We start from the raw sequence: 16982 nt of genomic DNA on the forward strand, positions 1-16982 counted from the left end.
CGTGGAATACGTATCGCTTCGCCCGATCGCCGCTGCCGTGGCCTCGGCCGCGATGGCCGTCGGAGTGCTCGCGCAGGGCAGCCAGGCGGCGCCGGAGACGGCGGCCCTCCCCGCGACGACGACGGCGGCCCTCCCCGCGATGACGACCGCGGCCCTGCCCGCGACGACGACCGCGCCCCATCTCGCGGAATCGGCCGACGCGGTCAGGATCACCCTCATCACCGGTGACGCGGTGCACTATGCCGACCGCGGCGGTGCCTTCCCGGAGATCCATGTCGAGCTGGACCCCGGCAGTGGAACCCGTGAGGTCGAGATCGTCAACGGGCCGGACGGCGTCTTCGCGATCCCGGACCAGGCCCGGCCCTTGATCGACGCCGGCGTGCTCGATCGCGGCTTGTTCGACGTGCGCTATCTGGCGGAGAACGGCTACACCGACGACGAGGTGGACACTCTGCCGGTCATCGTGACCTATCAGGAGCCGGCCCGCACGGCCCGTGGCGATGCGGCCGCCGCCCTGTCCGAGCAGGCCGCCGAGCTGGCGGCGACCGTGGCCGAGCCGGTCCACCTGCATAGCATCAACGGCGCCGGCGTGCAGGTGGACAAGAAGTCCGCGGAGGACTTCTGGAACCAGATCCGGGGTGTGCCCGCTGACGCCCCGACGGCCTTCTCGGCCGACGACGAGCTGGCCGCCGGAATCGGCAAGGTCTGGCTGGACCGGAAGGCCACCGCCAGTATGGACGACTCCCGCCCGCAGATCGGCGCTCCCGAGGCGTGGGAGCGCGGCTTCGACGGCTCCGGCGTGACCGTCGCCGTGCTCGACTCCGGCTACGACGCCGGCCACCCGGACTTCGCCGGTCAGGTGAGCGAGGCGATGAGCTTCGTCCCCGACGAGGACGTGCACGACCACGCCGGACACGGCACCCACGTCGCGTCCACGGTCGCCGGCACCGGCGCTGCCTCGGACGGCCGCTATGCGGGTGTCGCTCCAGGGGTGGATCTGGCCATCGGCAAGGTGCTCAACAACTCCGGATGGGGACAGAACTCCTGGATCATCGCCGGCATGGAGTGGGCCGCCGAGACCGCCGACGTGGTGAACATGAGTCTCGGCGCGTTCCCGAGCGACGGCACCGACCCGATGAGCCTCGCCGTCGACGCCATCAGCGCGGAGACGGGCACGCTGTTCGTCATCGCGGCCGGAAACGCCGGGCCGGACAGCTCGACGGTGAGCACGCCGGCCGCGGCAGACTCGGCCCTCGCGGTGGCCGCCGTGGACGGCGAGGATCAGATCGCGGGCTTCTCCAGCCGCGGGCCCCGGCGCGGAGACCATGCCCTCAAACCTGAGATCGCCGCTCCGGGCAGTCCCGTGGTCGCCGCCTGGGCCGCCGGCAGCAGCCCCGGGCCGGGCACGCCCGTGGGCGAGCACTATCTTGCGCAGTCCGGCACCTCGATGGCGAGCCCGCACGTCGCCGGCGTCGCGGCGATGCTCCTGCAGAAGCATCCGGAATGGGACGCCGGGCAGCTCAAGGACGCGCTCATGAGCACCGCGTTCGACGCCGGGAACGACGTCTATCACCAGGGCGCCGGCCGGGTCGACGCCGCACGGGCCACGGGGCAGGATCTGTACGCCACGGGCAAGGTGGACTTCGGGTTCGTCCGGCAACCGGCCCCGGGTGACTCCGCGCAGGCCCAGACCCTCACCTACAGGAACACCGGTGAAACCGACCTCGCGCTCGAGCTGACGGTCGACGTGCGCGGCCACGGCGCTCCGGTCGGTCAGGACGTGCTTGGCCTGTCGGCGCAGACCGTCGTCGTTCCCGCGGGTGGGCAGGCCGAGGTGGACCTCACACTCGATCCGGTCCTCGCCTTGCCCGGCACCTACTCCGGGTTCGTCCGCGCCACCGAGCCCGGAGGGGCAGAGGTGAACACGGTGGTCGCCTACGCGGTCGAGGGGCCGGTCTACGAACTCACCGTGGACGTGACGGACCGGTTCGCGGAGACCCCGCGCAGCGGCAGCCTGGTGGTCCAGGACCTGACCGACCCCGACATGTTCCACAGCTACGCGGGCCTCGACGACTCCGGCCGAGCCGTGTTCCGCGTACCGGCGGGCGACTACACCGTCGACGGTCATTTCTCCACGCGCGATCCGGGCCGTCCGGACGTCGTTTACAGCACGGACATGTTCGCCACAACGGTCATCGGAGTCGACCGCGACATGTCGGTGACCATCGATGGCCGCAGCGCCGTCGACATCGAGTTCGACGTCGTCGGGGAACGCCGCCGCACGGAAGCGACGCAGGTGACCCAGTCGCTCTTCCGCACCTCCGCCAACGGACGTCGCGGCGGCGTCACGGTGCTGAGTGACCTGTGGGGGAGCGACGCCCGCTTCGGAGCGATCCCGGCGGACGAGCCGCCAGCCGGGTCCCTGTCCATGACGGCGTTGACGACGTGGCGGGAGCCGCTCATCACCGCGAAGATCGAAGGCCAGGACTCCGCGCTGTGGACGGTCACACCGGAATGGACCGGCCGCTTCGACGGCACGCGACGCCTGGAACTGGTCGACGTCGGCTCCGGCCGCGCGGAGGACTACGAGGGCGTCGATGTCCGGGGCAAGCTGGCCATGGTCGAGTCCGACTCGTACTACGTGGCCGACCAGGCGGCCACGGCGCAAGCGCACGGTGCCGCGGCGATGCTCGTCGTCCCTGAGAGCCCCGGCGCCGTCTCGGTGATGCTGAGCTCTAGCAACACGCTTCCCGTGCTCGGCACCACATATGAGGAGACGACGAGGCTGCGGGAGCGGCTCGGCAGCGGTGCGGTGCACCTCACGCTGACCGGCCTGCGGGAGAGCACCTTCACCTATACGCTGCGAGCGGCTGAGGACGGGGCGATTCCGAGCGATCTGGGCTATACGGTCAAGCGATCCGATCTCGCCGCGATCGAGAACTCGTTCCACAGCGAGTCGGAGCGCATGGGCAGCGCCCTGGTGACGGCCTACGAGGCGTGGCAAGGAGGGGCGACGCGCTACTTCGAGCCGGTGATGCAGCCCACAGTGCGCACGGACTATGTCGTGGCAGGACCGGATATCCGGCAGGCGCAGCAGGCGACCTCCACGCAGGGATTCGACGCGGCCCGGCTCAACGGTGGCGAGACCGCGTACCAGCCGCGGGAGAAAGTCAGCGTGAGCTGGTTCAAGGCGCCCAGCCATCCCGCCGGCTACACGAGTCTGCCCTGCAACTTCTGCCGCTCCGAGGCGATCCTCCGATTCGCGCCCAGCATCCTCGGCGACGCGGATCCGACCCACACGGGATTCGGCCGGATGAGCACGGCCACCACCGTGTACCGGGACGGTGAGCGGATCGAGCGGCCCGAGCTGCTGCTGGTCCCGGAGCCGGCGACGTACCGGATCGAACGGGTTGCGGAGGCTGTCCCCGACGAGGAGCATCTGCTGGCGAACCGGTCCGAGACCGCGTGGACGTTCCGCTCGGAGGCACCGTCAGCACTGGAGATCGAGGGTTGCCGCGGCCTGCTGCCCGGAGCCAACGCCTGCGCGGCACTGCCGGTCATCCTCCTCGGCTACGACCTGCCGCTGGGGCTGGACAACCACGCGCCGGCCGGCCGGACGTTCAACTTCGTGGTGCGCACCGATCGGGCCAAGGGGTACAGGGGTCCGGCCTCGGTGGCCGGGATGGAGGTCTCGCTCTCGTACGACGACGGTTCCACCTGGGAGAAGGCGCACACGATCCCGCGGCCGCGCGAGGGCGGATTCCGGGTGCGCGCCAAGCACCCGAAGCTGTCCGCCACCAACGGGTACGTCAGCCTCCGGGTCGAGGCGTGGGACGACGCCGGGAACCGGACGGTGCAGATGATCGAGCGCGCCTACGCGCTGTCCTGAGCGGTCAGTGGGGCAGGGGACCGGCGGAGTCGCGCACCGCGAGGTGGGTGCCGAGCTTGACGTACTGTCCGGTGGAGTAGCTGTCGCGGTGCAGCGCCAGGCGCACGGCCGCTCGCCCGAGCTCGGAGTGCGGGATGCTGACCGTCGTCAGGGCGGGCGCGAAATCCGCGGCGAAAGGAATGTCGTCGTAGCCGGTGACCGAGACGTCGTCCGGGCAACGCAGACCGGCGTCCCGCACGGCCTGCAACACTCCGGTCGCGACCACATCGGTGGCGGAGAAGATGGCCGTGACGTCCGGTCGCCTCCGCAGGAGATCCCTGGCACCGGCATACCCGAACGACCGGGTGAACTCGCCCTCGATGACGAGTTCCGGATCCGGCTCGAGCCCTCGCTCGTGGTGCGCTCGCCGGAAACCCCGGACCCGCGCTGTGGGAGTGGTCAGGTTCTCCTGGGCACCCATGAACGCGATCCGCCGATGCCCCAGAGCGAGCAGGTGGCTGGTCATGGCGAATGCGCCGCCTTCGTTGTCGTAGTCGACCACGGTCGCGGGCACGTCATCGCCCAGCGGTGGGCGGCCGCAGAGCACCAGCCGGGATCCGGCGTCGTCGAGCGCCCGCGCGAGGCGCACCATCCGCTCGCGGTAGGCGTGATCCTCCTGGCCACCTCCGACGAGGATGACGGCGTCGGCTCGCTGCTCGCGCATCAGGTCGATGACCGCCAGCTCGCGCTCGGGCTCGTCGTGCGTGGTGCAGACCAGGCACAGCCGGCCCTCCGCCGTAGCCTGCTGTTCCACTCCGTCGGCCACGTGGGCGAAGAACGGGCCCGTGACGTCGCTGACGATGAATGCCACCGTCTTCGACGTGGCACCCTTGAGGGCTCGAGCCTGAGCGTTGACGACATAGTCGAGCTCGCGCATGGCCCGCTGCACCTTGGCCCGGGTGGCCTGGGCTACCGGATAGGTTCCGCCGAGGACCCGGGAGACGGTGGCTGGCGAGACGCCCGCGCGTGCCGCGACGTCCTTGATGCCGGGCCTCACGCGGCCGTCTCGAGGTCGGCGAGGGCGACGGCGTGCCGGAGCGGCCGGCCGAGACAGAACCTCTCCACCTCGTCCGCCGCGGCGCGGCCGATCCGGGCCAGCTCGTTGCCCTGGGAGCCCGCGATATGTGGGGTGAGGAAGACGTTGGGCAACGTGAACAGGGGCGAGCCCGCGGGCAGTGGCTCCGGGTCGGTGACGTCGAGCACGGCGCTGAGCCGCCCGGCGACGAGTTCGCCGGTGAGCGCGGCGGTGTCCACCAGCGAGCCTCGCGCGGTATTGACGAGAATCGCTCCGTCCGGCATCTTGGCCAGCCGTTTGCGGTCGAGCATGTGCCGGGTCGACGGCGTGGCCGGAGCGTGGACGCTGACAATGTCGCTGGTGGCGACCAGCTCGTCCAGGCTGACCGCGCGAACGCCGAGAGCAGCGGCGTCGGCTGTAGTGAGGTAGGGGTCGTGAACCGAGACGTCGAAGTCGAACGGCCGCAGCAGCTCGATGACCCTACGCCCGATGCGCGAGGCGCCGATGATGCCGACCCGTCGTCCGTAGTTCCCCACGTTCCCGTAGAGATCCCCGAGCGTGAACACCCGATCACGGCGATATCGCTCCCGGTGCTCGAAGACACCCTTCCCCGCGAACAGGATCGCCGCCAGCGTGTACTCGGCGACCGGCGCCGCGTTGGCATCCGCGGCCGACGAGATCGCGATCCCGCGCTCCCAGCACACCGGCGTGGCGTGTCCCTTGACCGATCCGGCCGCGTGCACCGCCGCGCGTAGCTTGGGCAGGCGCTCCAGCGCGTCAGCGTCCAGGCGCGGGCAGCCCCATCCGGTGATGAGCACCTGTGCTTCGGCCAGCGTGTTTTGCACGTCCGGCTCGTCGAACCGCTGCAGTATTCGCGCCGGATCGATGTCCACCACCTGGCGCAGCCGGGCGAGCGTCTCCGGAGGGAAGAGCGAAGGCACGTATTCGGGACTCATGACGAACAACGCCACGGGCTTGCCGGGGCCGGATGAATCGGTGGGAGGTGTCACCGCAGGTAACCCTTCGAGCGAGAGCCGTAGAAAACGAACTCTATACTCTGCGCTGCTCTTTTAGCTGCCGGCCTGGCGCCTGAATAGACAACGTTCTCTGTGGGTGTGGCGCGCGACTACCGGTACTGGTCGATCAATGGAAGGTGTGTTCTCAGCGGTGGAGGACTGCGTGTTCCTGGCACTCGGGCGGATCCGGCGCCTTTGTATGAACCGCGAGCCTTGATTACCGACAACGGAGGGTCGGTCGATGAGTGTGAGGCTGTCGTGCCGTCACACGCTTACAACATGACTGTGGAATCACACGCGGCCGGTGTTGTGGGAGACCTCCAAGACTGATCTCCGGCGCTGGTGCGGATCGTCGCTGCGCACCTGCGTGTGGTTCAGCGAGGGTTGAGCGTGTAGTGATAGACACCTGACAGCGGAGGCAGGACGGGTCCCACGGCGGCGGCCCACTCGATCGCCGCTCATCTGGAGGAATCTCATGACGAACGACTCCGCCGCCGCGAGGCCGCGTCGATTGCCGGCTGCCGACCTGGCCAGGGTCGCGGTATTCGCGGCCCTGATCGCCGTGCTCGGACTGCCGGGTTCCTTCAGCCTGTTCGGCAACTCGGTACCGATCACTCTGCAGACCCTCGGCGTTCTGCTCACCGGAGCCATCCTGGGAGCGTGGCGCGCTGCGCTCACCGTTTTGTTGTTCCTGGCCCTGGTCGCTGCCGGGCTGCCGTTACTGGCCGGAGGACGGGGCGGGCTCGGCGTCTTCGCCGGGCCGTCGGTGGGATACCTCGTGGGTTTCGTCCTTGCGGCGTTCGTCGTCGGCTGGATCGTGGAGCGCGGGGGTGTGCGACCCGGAGCGCATTGGGTGCTGACTGCGGGCCTCCTCGGCTCAGCGGTGATCCTGCTGATCGGGATTCCGGTGCAATCCCTGGTCACGGGTGTTCCACTGGGGACCACGATCAAGCTGTCGCTGGTCTTCCTGCCGGGCGACGCGATCAAGTCGGTCGCCGCTGCGGTGGTGGTCACCGGAGTACAGCGGGCGTATCCGGACGCGGCGCCCGCCGCCCGGCGGGCTCGGCTGGCAATCCGATGAGATATGCCACATGCCGGTAGCCAGGGACGTGCTGGCGCATGCCGCGCAACGGCCCGACCGGGTCGCCGTGCGCGCGATCGGTCACGCCCGCACCTACGCCGAGCTGGCAGCCGACATCGACGACGCCGCCGGCCGGATGTGGGCCACAGGCGTCCGCCCTGGCCAGGTGGTTGCCGTGGATTTCGCCGAGCCTGCGGACATGCTCGCAGCGATCCTGGCTGCGGACCTGATCGGTGCTGTCCCGTTGGTCTGCGACCCGGCCTGGTCGGCAGGACATCGCGACGACGTTCTGGAGACGATCCGGCCGGACCACCACGTGCACGTGGCCTCTGGTGAGACATCCGCCTACCAGCCGTGGCCAGCTCGGCCCGACGACCTCGCCTGGGCGGGATTCAGCTCGGGGAGCACCGGGCGGCCCCGCGCCGTCGTCCGCACCCGGGGATCGTGGACCGGTTCGTATCCGGCCGCGCAGAAGCTAGCGGGAATGACGCCGGACGACAGGATCCTGGTGCCGGGGCCCCTCGTGTCGTCGCTGTTCTGCTTCGCGGCGCTGCACGGTCTGGCCCTGGGAGCCGAAGTGATCGTCACCGGCCGCTGGCGGCCAGGCGTTGTCCGGGAGTTCCTGGCCGGAGTGGACATCGTCCACGCCGTGCCGCACATGCTGGACCAGATGCTCACCGCCCTGGAAAGCTCCGGCGACGGGTCACGTCCTGCGCCGCATCGGATCCGGACTGCACTAGTCAGCGGGGCGGCGTTGCTCCCGGGGTTGCGTGAGCGGGCAGCCGCGCTCGGGATAGCGCTGGTCGCGTACTACGGCGCGGTGGAGCTGTCCTTTGTCGCAGCCGACACCGACGGAACCGGCCTGCGGCCCTTCGACGGCGTGGAGATCGACCTTCGCCGGGCCGACGGCGACGACACAGTGGGGGAGGTGTGGGTGCGCTCGCCGTGGATAGCCAGCCGCTACCTGGGGGGCGCCTCCGGCCCGTTCCGTCGCGACGACGCGGGCTGGGCGAGCGTCGGTGACCTGGCCGCGGTGGGGGCGGACACGCTGCGGCTTCGCGGGCGCGGTGACGGTGCGGTCATCACCGGCGGCTCCACCGTGGTCCCCGAGGACGTCGAGAGCGTGCTCGTGGCCGTTCCGGGGGTGCGGGGCGTCGTCGTCACCGGGACCCCGCACGGCCGGTTGGGCGCGGTGGTCACCGCCGTGATCGAAACGGGTGACCCACCGGTCTCCCGGCGACTCTTGGAGGAGGCGGCGAGATCCCACCTGAGCGCGGCCCAGCGGCCTCGGCGCTGGCTGGTGGTCGAGAACCTACCGCGCACCGCCGTGGGAAAGCCGGCGCGCGCGGCGATCAGCGAAGGCCTGCGCACGGGCACGCTCCGCACCCGGCCGCTCGGCCCGGGTGCCCACGAGGACACCTATGAATGACCAGGCGATGGTGGTCGCCGCGCGCCGGACACCCATCGGCACCGCCGGCCATGGCCTCGCCGGCGTGAGCGTCGACCGTCTCCTCACCCCGGTGCTCACCGCGGTCGCAGCCGACGCCGCGATCGATTCCGCGACCGATGCCGTTCGCGTGGACGACGTGGTGATCGGCAACTGCGTGGGGCCTGGCGGGAACATTGCTCGGGTCGGGGCCCTGGCCGCGGGCCTGGGAGAGGATGTCCCGGGCGTGACCGTGGACCGGCAGTGCGGCAGCGGACTGGCGGCCGTGCTGCTGGCCGCGCAAGCGATCCGTGCCGGTGATGCGTCGCTGATTCTGGCGGGCGGAGCCGAGAGCGCGTCGACGGCTCCGAGGCGGGCGTATCGAGCCGTCCAGCCGGGCGAGCCCGACTCGCCTTACACACGCGCCGCCTTCACGCCTCCGGAGTACGGCGACCCGGATATGGGCGAAGCAGCCGACGCCCTCGCCGCCGCTACTGGCGTCACCCGGGAGCGCCAGGACGCCTACGCTGCCGCGAGCCACGCCAAGGCGCTCGCCGCCCGGGAAGCGGGTCGATTCGACGCGGAGCTCGTGCCAGTGGCCGGGCTCCGCCACGACGAGCGACCACGGCCGCTCCGGGAGTCGGTGCTGGCCAGGATGCCAGCGGCGTTCGTTCCAGGTGGCAGCGTGACGGCGGGGAACTCGTGCCCGGTCAGCGACGGCGCCGCCGCCGTCACGATGGTGTCGGCCCGGACACACCCCGGAAGGCCGGGGCTGCGGCTGGTCGCCGGTGCGGTCGTGGGCTGTGATCCACGACTGCCGGGCTGGGGCCCGGTGCCGGCCGTCGAGCGCGTTCTCAGCCGTGCGGGCGTCGGAATCCGGCAGGTGGCCGCCGTCGAGATCGTGGAGGCGTTCGCCGGGCAGGTACTCGCTGTCGCCGACGCGATCGGCCTGGACGCCCTCCACCGGGACGCCGCGCGAGTGTGCCCCGACGGCGGCGCGCTTGCGCTCGGGCATCCGTGGGGTGCCACGGGCGCCGTCTCTGTCGTCCGCCTGTTCAGCAGGCTGGTGCGCGGCGGGGCGCCGGCGGGCACGCTCGGTCTCGCCACCGCCGCGGTCGGTGGCGGGATGGGCGTGGCTGCCCTGTTCGAGGTGGTGCGTTGAGGTGCTGACTGGCGCCTACGTTGCGCGCTCCTCGGTGCTGCATCGGCTGCCGGCGGGTGTGAAACTGCTCACCCTGGCGGTGGCCTGCGTGGCGCTTCTCGCGGTGCGGGAGCCGTGGAGTGTGGGCGTGGCCAGTGCGGGGACCGTCGTGCTGTACGCACTGGGCGGCATCCGCTGGGTGGAAGCGTGGGCGCAGATCCGTCCGCTGCGCTGGTTCGTGCTGGTGATCCTGGTGGTCCAGGTCCTGGTGACGGATTGGACGACGGCCGTGTCGTTGACGTCGCGGCTGGTGGTGGCGGTGGCCTTGGCCGGGCTGGTCACTCTGACGACCCGGACCGCCGATCTGATGGCCGCCATGGAGCGGGGCCTGTCTCCGTTGCGCCGGCTGGGCGTGGACCCGGCGCGGGTGTCATTGGTGATGTCGCTTGCGATCCGGAGCGTGCCGGTAGTGGCGGGGATCGCCCAGCAGGTACGCGACGCGCAACGCGCCCGTGGCCAGGAGCGCAACGTCAAGGCGTTCGCCGTGCCGCTGGTGGTGGGTGTGCTGAGATACGCCGACACGCTGGGCGAGGCCCTGCAGGCGCGCGGCATGGACGACTGACCTCACCCATGACGCCGCCTCAGATCAGGGTGGCCGGGAGGACGCCCTCCAGGGCGAGCAGCCACCGCTTGACCTCCAGGCCGGTGCCGGCCGCTCCGCCGCTGTACCCGCCGAGGCCGTCGTGCGCGAGCACCCGGTGACACGGCACCACGATGGGCAGCGGGTTGGAGCCCATGATGGCGCCGATGCCGCGCGCCGGGACTCCGGTGCCGCTGCGGGCGGCCAGGTCCCCGTACGTGACCGAGCTACCGAACCGCACACTGGCGTGCAGGGCCTGCAGCACCGCGCGCTGATGTCCCGACGTGCCGCTCCAGTCCAGGGGCACCGTGAGTTCGGTGCGAGAGCCGTCGAAATACTCCCTGAGCTGGCTCAGCACCGGTTCTGTCCTGGCCTTGTCGGCGACCATGCGGCGGTTGAACCGGCTGGCCAGCTCCTCGGGCTCCGCCCAGCGGACCTGCGCGACGCCGACCGTGGTGACGGCGACGCTCACCCGCCCCACCGGGCTGCTGATCCCGGCGACCGCGACCTCGTCGTCGTTCATGGCTCCCATTCTGCCCGCCCGCGCCGACATGGTTGAGAGGACTGGCGCGGGCCGAGTGCGGCACCGCCGGAACCGGGATAAATCTCTGGCCGATTCGGCGGGCATCGGCTAGACATGGTGGGTGGACAACAACCTCGAACTTCGTGCCGCCACCAGCGACGATCTCCGCGATCTTGGCGAGCTCATCTCCCGGGCGTTCCTGGACGATCTCGACGACGAATTCCTCAAGGTCTTCGAGCTGGTCGACGAGCCGGAACGGGCGCGCGTGATCACCGGCGACGGCCGGATCGTCGCCAACGGCTCCATCCTCACCCGCGACCTGACCGTTCCTGGGGCCGTGATCCCGGCCGCGCACGTCACCGGCGTGGCGGTGGCGCCGACTCACCGGCGCCGCGGTCTGCTCAACCAAATCATGACTGCGATCTTCGACGACATTATCGAGCGTGGCAACGAGCCGATCGCCGCCCTGTGGGCCAGCGAAGGAGCCATCTACGGACGCTACGGGTACGGCCGTGCGTCGTGGCAGGTCGGCTACAAGATCGCCGTCCGGGAGACGACCCTGCCGGGTGTCACGCCGTCCGGCCGGCTCCGCCAGGCGAAGCCGGCCGACGTCAGGGACCAGCTCGCTTCGGTCTACGAACGAGCTCGCGTCCTGCGGCCGGGCATCTCCGGCCGGCCGGGCCACTGGTGGGAATACCACACCGCGGACCTGAAAGTCTGGCGACGAGGAATGTCGGAACTACGGGCCGTCCTGTATGAGGTGGACGGTGAAGCCGAGGGGTACGCCACCTGGCGGGTCAAGGGTGGGTGGGATGACACAGGGCCGAAGGGCGAGGTAGCCGTCGGCGAGGTCATGGCTGAGACCGTCGAGGCCTACGCCGCGCTGTGGCGCTTCCTGCTCTCGATCGACCTCGTCCGCACGGTGAAGTACAGCTTCGCCGCGCCCGACGAGCCGCTGACGCACCTGGTGACCAACCCGCAGGGGATGGCCACCTGGGTGGAGCCGGGACTGTGGATCCGCGTCGTCGACATCGCCGCAGCCTTGAGCGCGCGCCGCTATGCCGCGCCGATCGATGTCGTCCTCGACGTAGCCGATCAGCGAGTCCCGGCCAATGCGGGACGCTGGCGCCTGACTGGCGGTGCGGACTCGGCCACCTGCGAGCCGACCACTGACGCCCCGGACCTATCCCTCGACATCCGCGAGCTGGGCGCGGTGTACCTGGGCGGTACGTCTCTGACGACGCTTGCGGACGCCGGCCTGGTGACGGCGCACAGCCCGGCCGCGCTGGCCGCTGCGTCGGTCGCGTTCGGCTGGCACAAGCAGCCGCTCTCGATCGAGGTGTTCTGACCGATTGACACCTCTGCCGGCCTGTCAGTGGGCCGGCAGGGGTGTGTCCAGGTCCTGGTCCTGCAGGTGGGTCCAGCGCACTCGGCTGTCGCCGAATCCTGCGGCGTGGGCGCCGACGTGGCCGTGCGGCCGCCGGCAGCGATACTCCGGCGAGAACAGGTCGCGGCAGGAGTCGCGGAAACTGGTGTAGGCGAACTCGAGATCGAGTCTGTGGTTGTCGCTCATGGTCAGCCTCCGGCGTCGACGAGCTCGTATCCGGCCTCGTCGACGGCGTCCCGCACGTCGTCGGCGTTCAGTGGTGCCGCGCTGGTGACCTCGACGTCACCCGAGGACAGGTCCACCTTCACGGCGGAGACGCCGTCGATCTTCGACACCTCTTCGGTGACGGCGCTGACGCAGTGTCCGCAGGTCATGCCGGTGACTTTGTACGTGGTGGTGCTCATGCTCGTTCGTCCTCCAGTTCGGCAAGATCAGGAGCGGACCAGCCGGGCGATGGCGTCCTGGGCTTCGCGTACCTTCTCGTCGGCTTCGGGACCGCCGGCCCGGGCGGCGTCCACGACGCACGTGGCGATGTGGTTGTCGAGTAGCTCGAGAGAGAACGACTGCAGCGCGCGGGTGGCTGCCGTGACTTGAGTCAGGATGTCGATGCAGTATTGGTCGTTCTCAACCATCCGCTGCAGACCACGGATCTGACCCTCGATCCGGCGCAACCGCATCAAGTTCTTGTCCTTGGAGTTAGTCTGGCTGGTCATGGCGTCCTCTCGGTTCAGAGCCTCCAACGGAAGAGTGTAACACGGTACCCCCCTAGGGTACTCCTTGGTTGAGGCCGCCTCACGTTACCGGGAGCCGAGAGCGAGGAACCGGCGCAGAGTCTCGTGATCGAGCCCGTGGGTGAGGACGCCGAAGGCCTCGCCCGGCTCGAGCCACTGAACGGCGTCGATCTCGCGGTGGGGGGTGAACGATCCGCTCACCGCCCGCATCGACCAGTACCGCACCACCTTGCGGCGCGGCGTACGCTCGCCGTTCTTGTCTGAGCCGCGGTAGACGTACTCGACGTCGCCGAGCGGGTCACCGAGCTCGACATGCAAGCCGGTCTCCTCCAACACTTCTCGGATCGCGGCGTCCTTCCATGATTCGCCGGGGTCGAGCTTTCCCTTCGGCAGCGACCAGTCGTCGTACTTCGGCCGGTGAACGACGACGACCCGCACCGCGTCGCCGTCGTCGCGCCACACCACGCCGCCGGCTGCGCGGATCGTCTTATCGGCCATGTCGCCTATCCTGCCGCTCCCCGGAGGCGGCCGGACAACCGGCACGCCAACGGCGCGGTTACTCTCGATAGGTGGTGACCGACGCGGCCGACCCTACGTCCCAGCAGACCCGGAGGCGGCTGGGCGTCGAGGTCTGGATCGTTCTGGGCCTGTCGCTGGGGCAGTCGGGCGTGTACGCGATGGTCCGGTTCCTCGACCGGTGGACCCGGGAAGAATCGCTGTCCCAGCAGGTCGCCACCATGAACGCCTCGCGAAGTCCCCGGGAGAACTTCGACCTGGTCTTCCAGATCCTCGGTATCGGCTTCGCCCTGGTGCCGGTGGCCCTGGCGCTCTACCTGCTCTCGTCCCCGGGCCGGTCGGCCGTGCGCCGGATCGGGCTGGACTTCAGCCGTCCGTGGCGGGATCTCGCCATCGGTGCCGGGCTGGCCGCCGTGATCGGCATACCGGGATTGGGCGTCTATGCGCTCGGCCGGGCTCTGGACCTCAACGTCACGATCGCCCCCAGCGGGCTGGGAGAGCACTGGTGGACGGTGCCGATACTCTTCCTCGCCGCATTGCAGAATGCCCTGCTGGAAGAGGTGGTGGCCGTCGGGTATCTGATGACGCGGCTACGTGAGCTGAACTGGGGGGTGCCAGGAGCGATCGTCGCGAGCTCGCTGCTGCGCGGTTCTTATCACCTCTACCAGGGTGCGGGCATGGCCGTGGGCAACGTCGCGATGGGCGTCGTGTTCGCCTGGCTCTACCAGAAGACCGGACGGGTGATGCCGCTCGTCATCGCGCACACCATCCTGGACGTGGTCTCGTTCGTCGGCTATGCCCTGTTCAAGGACGCTCTCGGCCTGCCGTGACCTCGTGCCCTGCGCGGTCCCCATGGGCGGGCGGTCCGAAATCCGATTGATCCGGCCGAGGCGCCGGTTCATGCTGTTCCAATGCTGATTCGCCGCGAGGCCCCCGCCGATGTCGATGCCGTCCGAGCCGTGCACCTCGAGGCGTTCGCGAAACCTGATCACCCGGGTGATGTGCCCGTCGAAGCCGGGCTGGTGGACGACCTCCGCGCCGACTCCGGCTGGATTCCCGCTCTCTCCCTGGTCGCCGAGGCCGACGACGACGTGATCGGTCATGTGGTGTGCACTCGTGGACGCATCGGCGACGCACCCGCGCTGGGGCTCGGGCCGCTGGGTGTTCTTCCGGCGCACCAGAGCCAGCGGGTCGGCTCGGCCCTCATGCATGCCGTCCTCGGCGCGGCGGACGCACTCGACGAACCTGTGGTGATGCTGCTCGGCCACACCGGCTACTACCCGCGGTTCGGGTTCCGCCCGGCCAGCGAGTACGGCATCGTCCCGCCCGTACCGGAGTGGGGGGCACATTTTCAGGTACGCACGTTATCGGCGTACGAGCCGACCATGCGGGGCGAGTTCCAGTACGCGGCACCCTTCAACGACCTCGGATAAAAGTCGCTGTACGGCGTGCGAGCGCGTGGTATCCGGCCTGCTTAGAAGGGTGGCGGGTCAGTCATGCGGGGATCTGGATCTGCTGGTTTGTGGGGTGGTGGCTGTGGGATGAGGGTGGCGGTGCCGGGGGTGACCGGGTAGTGGTGACCGGCGGGGGTGGTCCACCAGGTGGTGCCGTGATGGTCGGTGTGGATGGTGAAGCGATGGTGGGTTTTGCCGAGGTGGTGGCCTTTGTGTAGGCACCAGGTGTTGGAGGCGCCGGTGGTGCCGCCGGTTTCCCAGGGGGTGTTTGTGGTCGATGTCGCCGTGCCGGGCGGGTTGGTGGCAGGTGGGGAAGCGGCAGGTCACGTCCCGGGCGATGACGTAGTCGGCGAGTTCCTGCGGTGGGGTGTAGGTGCTGCGTCCGTATTCCAGGACTTGCCCGTGGGTGTGGTCGGTGAGCAGCCGTCGCAGGGTGGCCTCGGTGGCGACGCGGCGGGCGGCGTGGGCGGTGACCGGCCCGTATCCGTGGAGATAGGCGACGCCGTCCTCGCCAGTACCTGGACCGCTGCCATCGTTGCTGCTGGAGTGGTTTCCCAGCAGGGCCGTGGCGGGGACGGTGACGTGCACGGTGGCGGCGCGGCCGTGGGTGTGCCCGAAGGGGTGCGCCGTGGCGCAGGCGGGGTTGCAGCAGCCGAGGTGGCCGAGGTCCAGGCCGGTCCAGCCGAGACCGCAGAGGATGTCGAAGCGCAGCTGCGCCAGTGTGCGCTCGTCGTCTTGGGTTCGGGCGTGGCGGGCGGCGGCGTCGATGGCGGTCCACAACGCGACGATGTCTTCGGCTGGTCCTTCCAGCGCGAGCCGGGCGATACCGTCGGCTCCGGCATCGGTGGCCGGCTGGGGTGGGTCCACGCGGCGGTGTTTCGCCGCCCGGGTGCGGCGCTGCTCAGCGGCGTCGGGGTCGGCGGCGATCACGGCGCGGCGAAGCGCATCGTCGAGCTGGCGGGCGGTGCGGGTGGCCGCAATCGGTAGTACGCGTGTCTGCACCCCGCGGCGCGCAGCGGCATTGTCGAGCACGCGGGTGCGCTCGCAGATCAGTGTGGCTTTGTACGCATCGATCAGTCCTGCTTCCAACGCGTCCAGGGTGGCCGGGAACACCTCGATGAGCTCGCAAGCGGTCTTGACCCGGGCGCGGGCCTGAAAACCGGTAAGGCGCAACGCCAGCGACACCTCGTCCGACACCGGCGCGAGCGGATCATGCTGATGTGAGCTGAGTACGTCCGGCGGCACGTCACAGGCGCGGTACTCGGGTTTCGCCGCCAGCGCGGCCAATGCCTTGGCCTGCTGCGCGGCCGCATAACCGGCCTGGCGTTCCCACGCCGCGGCCACCACTACCGTGTCACGCGCAGACAGGCCGGCCACCTCGACCCCGGTGAGCACCTCAAGCAGCTCTGGACCGGGCAGCATCGCCGCCACGTCCACCGGAAGACCACCATCAGCGCTCATCCAAAGATCATATCCGAACAGATGTTCGCATGCAACACGCGAACGGCATCAATTTATGTCAAACAGGGTCTATCGGCGTCTAGTGCGGGGTTGACTGTCCGCCCTGATTCGGCACTGCGCTCGGGGCGCGTCATACTTCAAAGGTGCGAGACGCCATAGCAGATGAGAGCCTTCTCATGCGCATTTCATCGCCGTGTCCTGCGGAGAGCCCACCATCGTGTCTGTGAAGTCTGTTATTGCCATCGTCTCTGGCGTGGTCTTGATCTGTGTGGCCGCGCTAGTCGGCGTCGTCGCGCTGCTCGCGACACCGGACACTGGACCCGATCTCGGCGAGCCGGTACACATCGAGCCCTCATCGAGCACCGCCCCCCGTGTCAGCGGCTCACCGGCGCCGTCGGACACCGGATCGTCGGCTACTCCTGAGCCGACGAGTACGCCTGAGCCGACGAGTACGCCTGAGCCGACCGCCTCGACGGAACCGCCTCGGGGTGGTCCGGAAACGGTGACACAGCGGCCGCCGGTCCGGCCGGACGACGATGATGATGACGACGACGATGACGACGACGATGACGACGACGATGACGACGACGACGATGACGACGACGATGACGACGATGACGACGACGATGACGACGATGAGGACGACGACTGAACGCCCACGCT

General features: G+C 69.7%; 17 protein-coding genes. 9 read left to right on the plus strand and 8 right to left on the minus strand.

The features are described from left to right. The first annotated feature begins 1 nt into the window (after window position 1). The gene (locus G1H11_RS12425; protein ID WP_163818907.1) at window positions 2–3889 is read left to right on the plus strand and encodes a S8 family serine peptidase; all 3888 of its coding nucleotides are present in this window, start codon (window positions 2–4) and stop codon (window positions 3887–3889) included. A 4-nt stretch (window positions 3890–3893) separates the two neighbouring features. On the opposite strand, the gene G1H11_RS12430 is transcribed toward G1H11_RS12425, so the two are convergent. Together G1H11_RS12430 and G1H11_RS12435 are read right to left on the minus strand one after the other, a co-directional pair. Next, on the minus strand, window positions 3894–4925 hold the full coding sequence (locus G1H11_RS12430; protein WP_216843700.1) for a LacI family DNA-binding transcriptional regulator: 1032 nt from the start codon (window positions 4923–4925) through the stop codon (window positions 3894–3896). Further along, entirely contained in the window at window positions 4922–5899 is a 978-nt protein-coding gene (locus G1H11_RS12435) for a hydroxyacid dehydrogenase (protein ID WP_163819125.1), read from the minus strand. The genes G1H11_RS12430 and G1H11_RS12435 overlap by 4 nt, the downstream gene beginning before the upstream one ends. A gap of 535 nt (window positions 5900–6434) precedes the next feature. Here G1H11_RS12435 and G1H11_RS12440 point away from each other — a divergent pair. The 4 genes from G1H11_RS12440 to G1H11_RS12455 are packed head-to-tail and all read left to right on the plus strand — an operon-like array spanning window position 6435 to window position 10229. Continuing rightward, complete coding sequence (locus G1H11_RS12440; protein WP_163818908.1) at window positions 6435–7040, plus strand: biotin transporter BioY; 606 nt, start codon at window positions 6435–6437, stop codon at window positions 7038–7040. 10 nt (window positions 7041–7050) lie between these two features. Further along, a complete protein-coding gene (locus G1H11_RS12445) occupies window positions 7051–8469 on the plus strand; it encodes a class I adenylate-forming enzyme family protein (RefSeq protein WP_163818909.1) in 1419 nt (472 codons plus the stop codon). Then, the gene (locus G1H11_RS12450) at window positions 8462–9628 is read left to right on the plus strand and encodes a thiolase family protein (RefSeq protein WP_163818910.1); all 1167 of its coding nucleotides are present in this window, start codon (window positions 8462–8464) and stop codon (window positions 9626–9628) included. The genes G1H11_RS12445 and G1H11_RS12450 overlap by 8 nt, the downstream gene beginning before the upstream one ends. 1 nt (window position 9629) lies before the next feature. Then, the gene (locus G1H11_RS12455) at window positions 9630–10229 is read left to right on the plus strand and encodes a CbiQ family ECF transporter T component (RefSeq protein ID WP_163818911.1); all 600 of its coding nucleotides are present in this window, start codon (window positions 9630–9632) and stop codon (window positions 10227–10229) included. A gap of 19 nt (window positions 10230–10248) precedes the next feature. Here G1H11_RS12455 and G1H11_RS12460 read toward each other — a convergent pair whose 3' ends face one another. Then, a complete protein-coding gene (locus G1H11_RS12460; RefSeq protein ID WP_163818912.1) occupies window positions 10249–10770 on the minus strand; it encodes a methylated-DNA--[protein]-cysteine S-methyltransferase in 522 nt (173 codons plus the stop codon). A gap of 121 nt (window positions 10771–10891) precedes the next feature. Here G1H11_RS12460 and G1H11_RS12465 point away from each other — a divergent pair, with 121 nt between their 5' ends. After that, window positions 10892–12118, plus strand: a complete 1227-nt coding sequence (locus G1H11_RS12465; RefSeq protein WP_163818913.1) for a GNAT family N-acetyltransferase — start codon at window positions 10892–10894, stop codon at window positions 12116–12118. A 24-nt stretch (window positions 12119–12142) separates the two neighbouring features. Here G1H11_RS12465 and G1H11_RS12470 read toward each other — a convergent pair whose 3' ends face one another. The 4 genes from G1H11_RS12470 to G1H11_RS12485 all read right to left on the minus strand — a co-directional run bounded on the left by G1H11_RS12470 (window position 12143) and on the right by G1H11_RS12485 (window position 13386). Continuing rightward, on the minus strand, window positions 12143–12343 hold the full coding sequence (locus G1H11_RS12470; RefSeq protein ID WP_163818914.1) for a hypothetical protein: 201 nt from the start codon (window positions 12341–12343) through the stop codon (window positions 12143–12145). 2 nt (window positions 12344–12345) lie between these two features. Beyond that, a complete protein-coding gene (locus G1H11_RS12475) occupies window positions 12346–12561 on the minus strand; it encodes a heavy-metal-associated domain-containing protein (protein ID WP_163818915.1) in 216 nt (71 codons plus the stop codon). Between the two features lie 27 nt (window positions 12562–12588). Beyond that, window positions 12589–12870, minus strand: coding sequence for a metal-sensitive transcriptional regulator (locus G1H11_RS12480; RefSeq protein WP_163818916.1), 282 nt, complete (start codon window positions 12868–12870; stop codon window positions 12589–12591). A gap of 84 nt (window positions 12871–12954) precedes the next feature. Next, the gene (locus tag G1H11_RS12485; protein ID WP_163818917.1) at window positions 12955–13386 is read right to left on the minus strand and encodes an NUDIX hydrolase; all 432 of its coding nucleotides are present in this window, start codon (window positions 13384–13386) and stop codon (window positions 12955–12957) included. A 71-nt stretch (window positions 13387–13457) separates the two neighbouring features. Here G1H11_RS12485 and G1H11_RS12490 point away from each other — a divergent pair, with 71 nt between their 5' ends. Beyond that, the gene (locus G1H11_RS12490) at window positions 13458–14234 is read left to right on the plus strand and encodes a CPBP family intramembrane glutamic endopeptidase (protein ID WP_216843702.1); all 777 of its coding nucleotides are present in this window, start codon (window positions 13458–13460) and stop codon (window positions 14232–14234) included. 81 nt (window positions 14235–14315) lie between these two features. Then, the gene (locus tag G1H11_RS12495; RefSeq protein ID WP_163818918.1) at window positions 14316–14837 is read left to right on the plus strand and encodes a GNAT family N-acetyltransferase; all 522 of its coding nucleotides are present in this window, start codon (window positions 14316–14318) and stop codon (window positions 14835–14837) included. Window positions 14838–14894: 57 nt separating this feature from the next. Here the strand turns inward: G1H11_RS12495 and G1H11_RS12500 are convergent, their stop codons facing one another. Then, on the minus strand, window positions 14895–16319 hold the full coding sequence (locus G1H11_RS12500) for a DUF222 domain-containing protein (RefSeq protein WP_163818919.1): 1425 nt from the start codon (window positions 16317–16319) through the stop codon (window positions 14895–14897). Window positions 16320–16542: 223 nt separating this feature from the next. Here G1H11_RS12500 and G1H11_RS25240 point away from each other — a divergent pair, with 223 nt between their 5' ends. Then, entirely contained in the window at window positions 16543–16971 is a 429-nt protein-coding gene (locus tag G1H11_RS25240; RefSeq protein WP_163818845.1) for a hypothetical protein, read from the plus strand. Window positions 16972–16982 lie beyond the last annotated feature (11 nt).

This window comes from Phytoactinopolyspora alkaliphila (assembly GCF_010550695.1).
GTDB classification, from domain to species: domain Bacteria; phylum Actinomycetota; class Actinomycetes; order Jiangellales; family Jiangellaceae; genus Phytoactinopolyspora; species Phytoactinopolyspora alkaliphila.

Bases quoted from the DNA above. Each gene is read 5' to 3' on its own strand.
- G1H11_RS12435 (WP_163819125.1), bottom strand. From the start codon at position 5,899: ATGAGTCCCGAATACGTGCCTTCGCTCTTCCCTCCGGAGACGCTCGCC.
- G1H11_RS12440 (WP_163818908.1), top strand. From the start codon at position 6,435: ATGACGAACGACTCCGCCGCCGCGAGGCCGCGTCGATTGCCGGCTGCC.
- G1H11_RS12445 (WP_163818909.1), top strand. From the start codon at position 7,051: ATGCCGGTAGCCAGGGACGTGCTGGCGCATGCCGCGCAACGGCCCGAC.
- G1H11_RS12450 (WP_163818910.1), top strand. From the start codon at position 8,462: ATGAATGACCAGGCGATGGTGGTCGCCGCGCGCCGGACACCCATCGGC.
- G1H11_RS12460 (WP_163818912.1), bottom strand. From the start codon at position 10,770: ATGAACGACGACGAGGTCGCGGTCGCCGGGATCAGCAGCCCGGTGGGG.
- G1H11_RS12470 (WP_163818914.1), bottom strand. From the start codon at position 12,343: ATGAGCGACAACCACAGACTCGATCTCGAGTTCGCCTACACCAGTTTC.
- G1H11_RS12475 (WP_163818915.1), bottom strand. From the start codon at position 12,561: ATGAGCACCACCACGTACAAAGTCACCGGCATGACCTGCGGACACTGC.
- G1H11_RS12480 (WP_163818916.1), bottom strand. From the start codon at position 12,870: ATGACCAGCCAGACTAACTCCAAGGACAAGAACTTGATGCGGTTGCGC.
- G1H11_RS12485 (WP_163818917.1), bottom strand. From the start codon at position 13,386: ATGGCCGATAAGACGATCCGCGCAGCCGGCGGCGTGGTGTGGCGCGAC.
- G1H11_RS12495 (WP_163818918.1), top strand. From the start codon at position 14,316: ATGCTGATTCGCCGCGAGGCCCCCGCCGATGTCGATGCCGTCCGAGCC.
- G1H11_RS12500 (WP_163818919.1), bottom strand. From the start codon at position 16,319: ATGAGCGCTGATGGTGGTCTTCCGGTGGACGTGGCGGCGATGCTGCCC.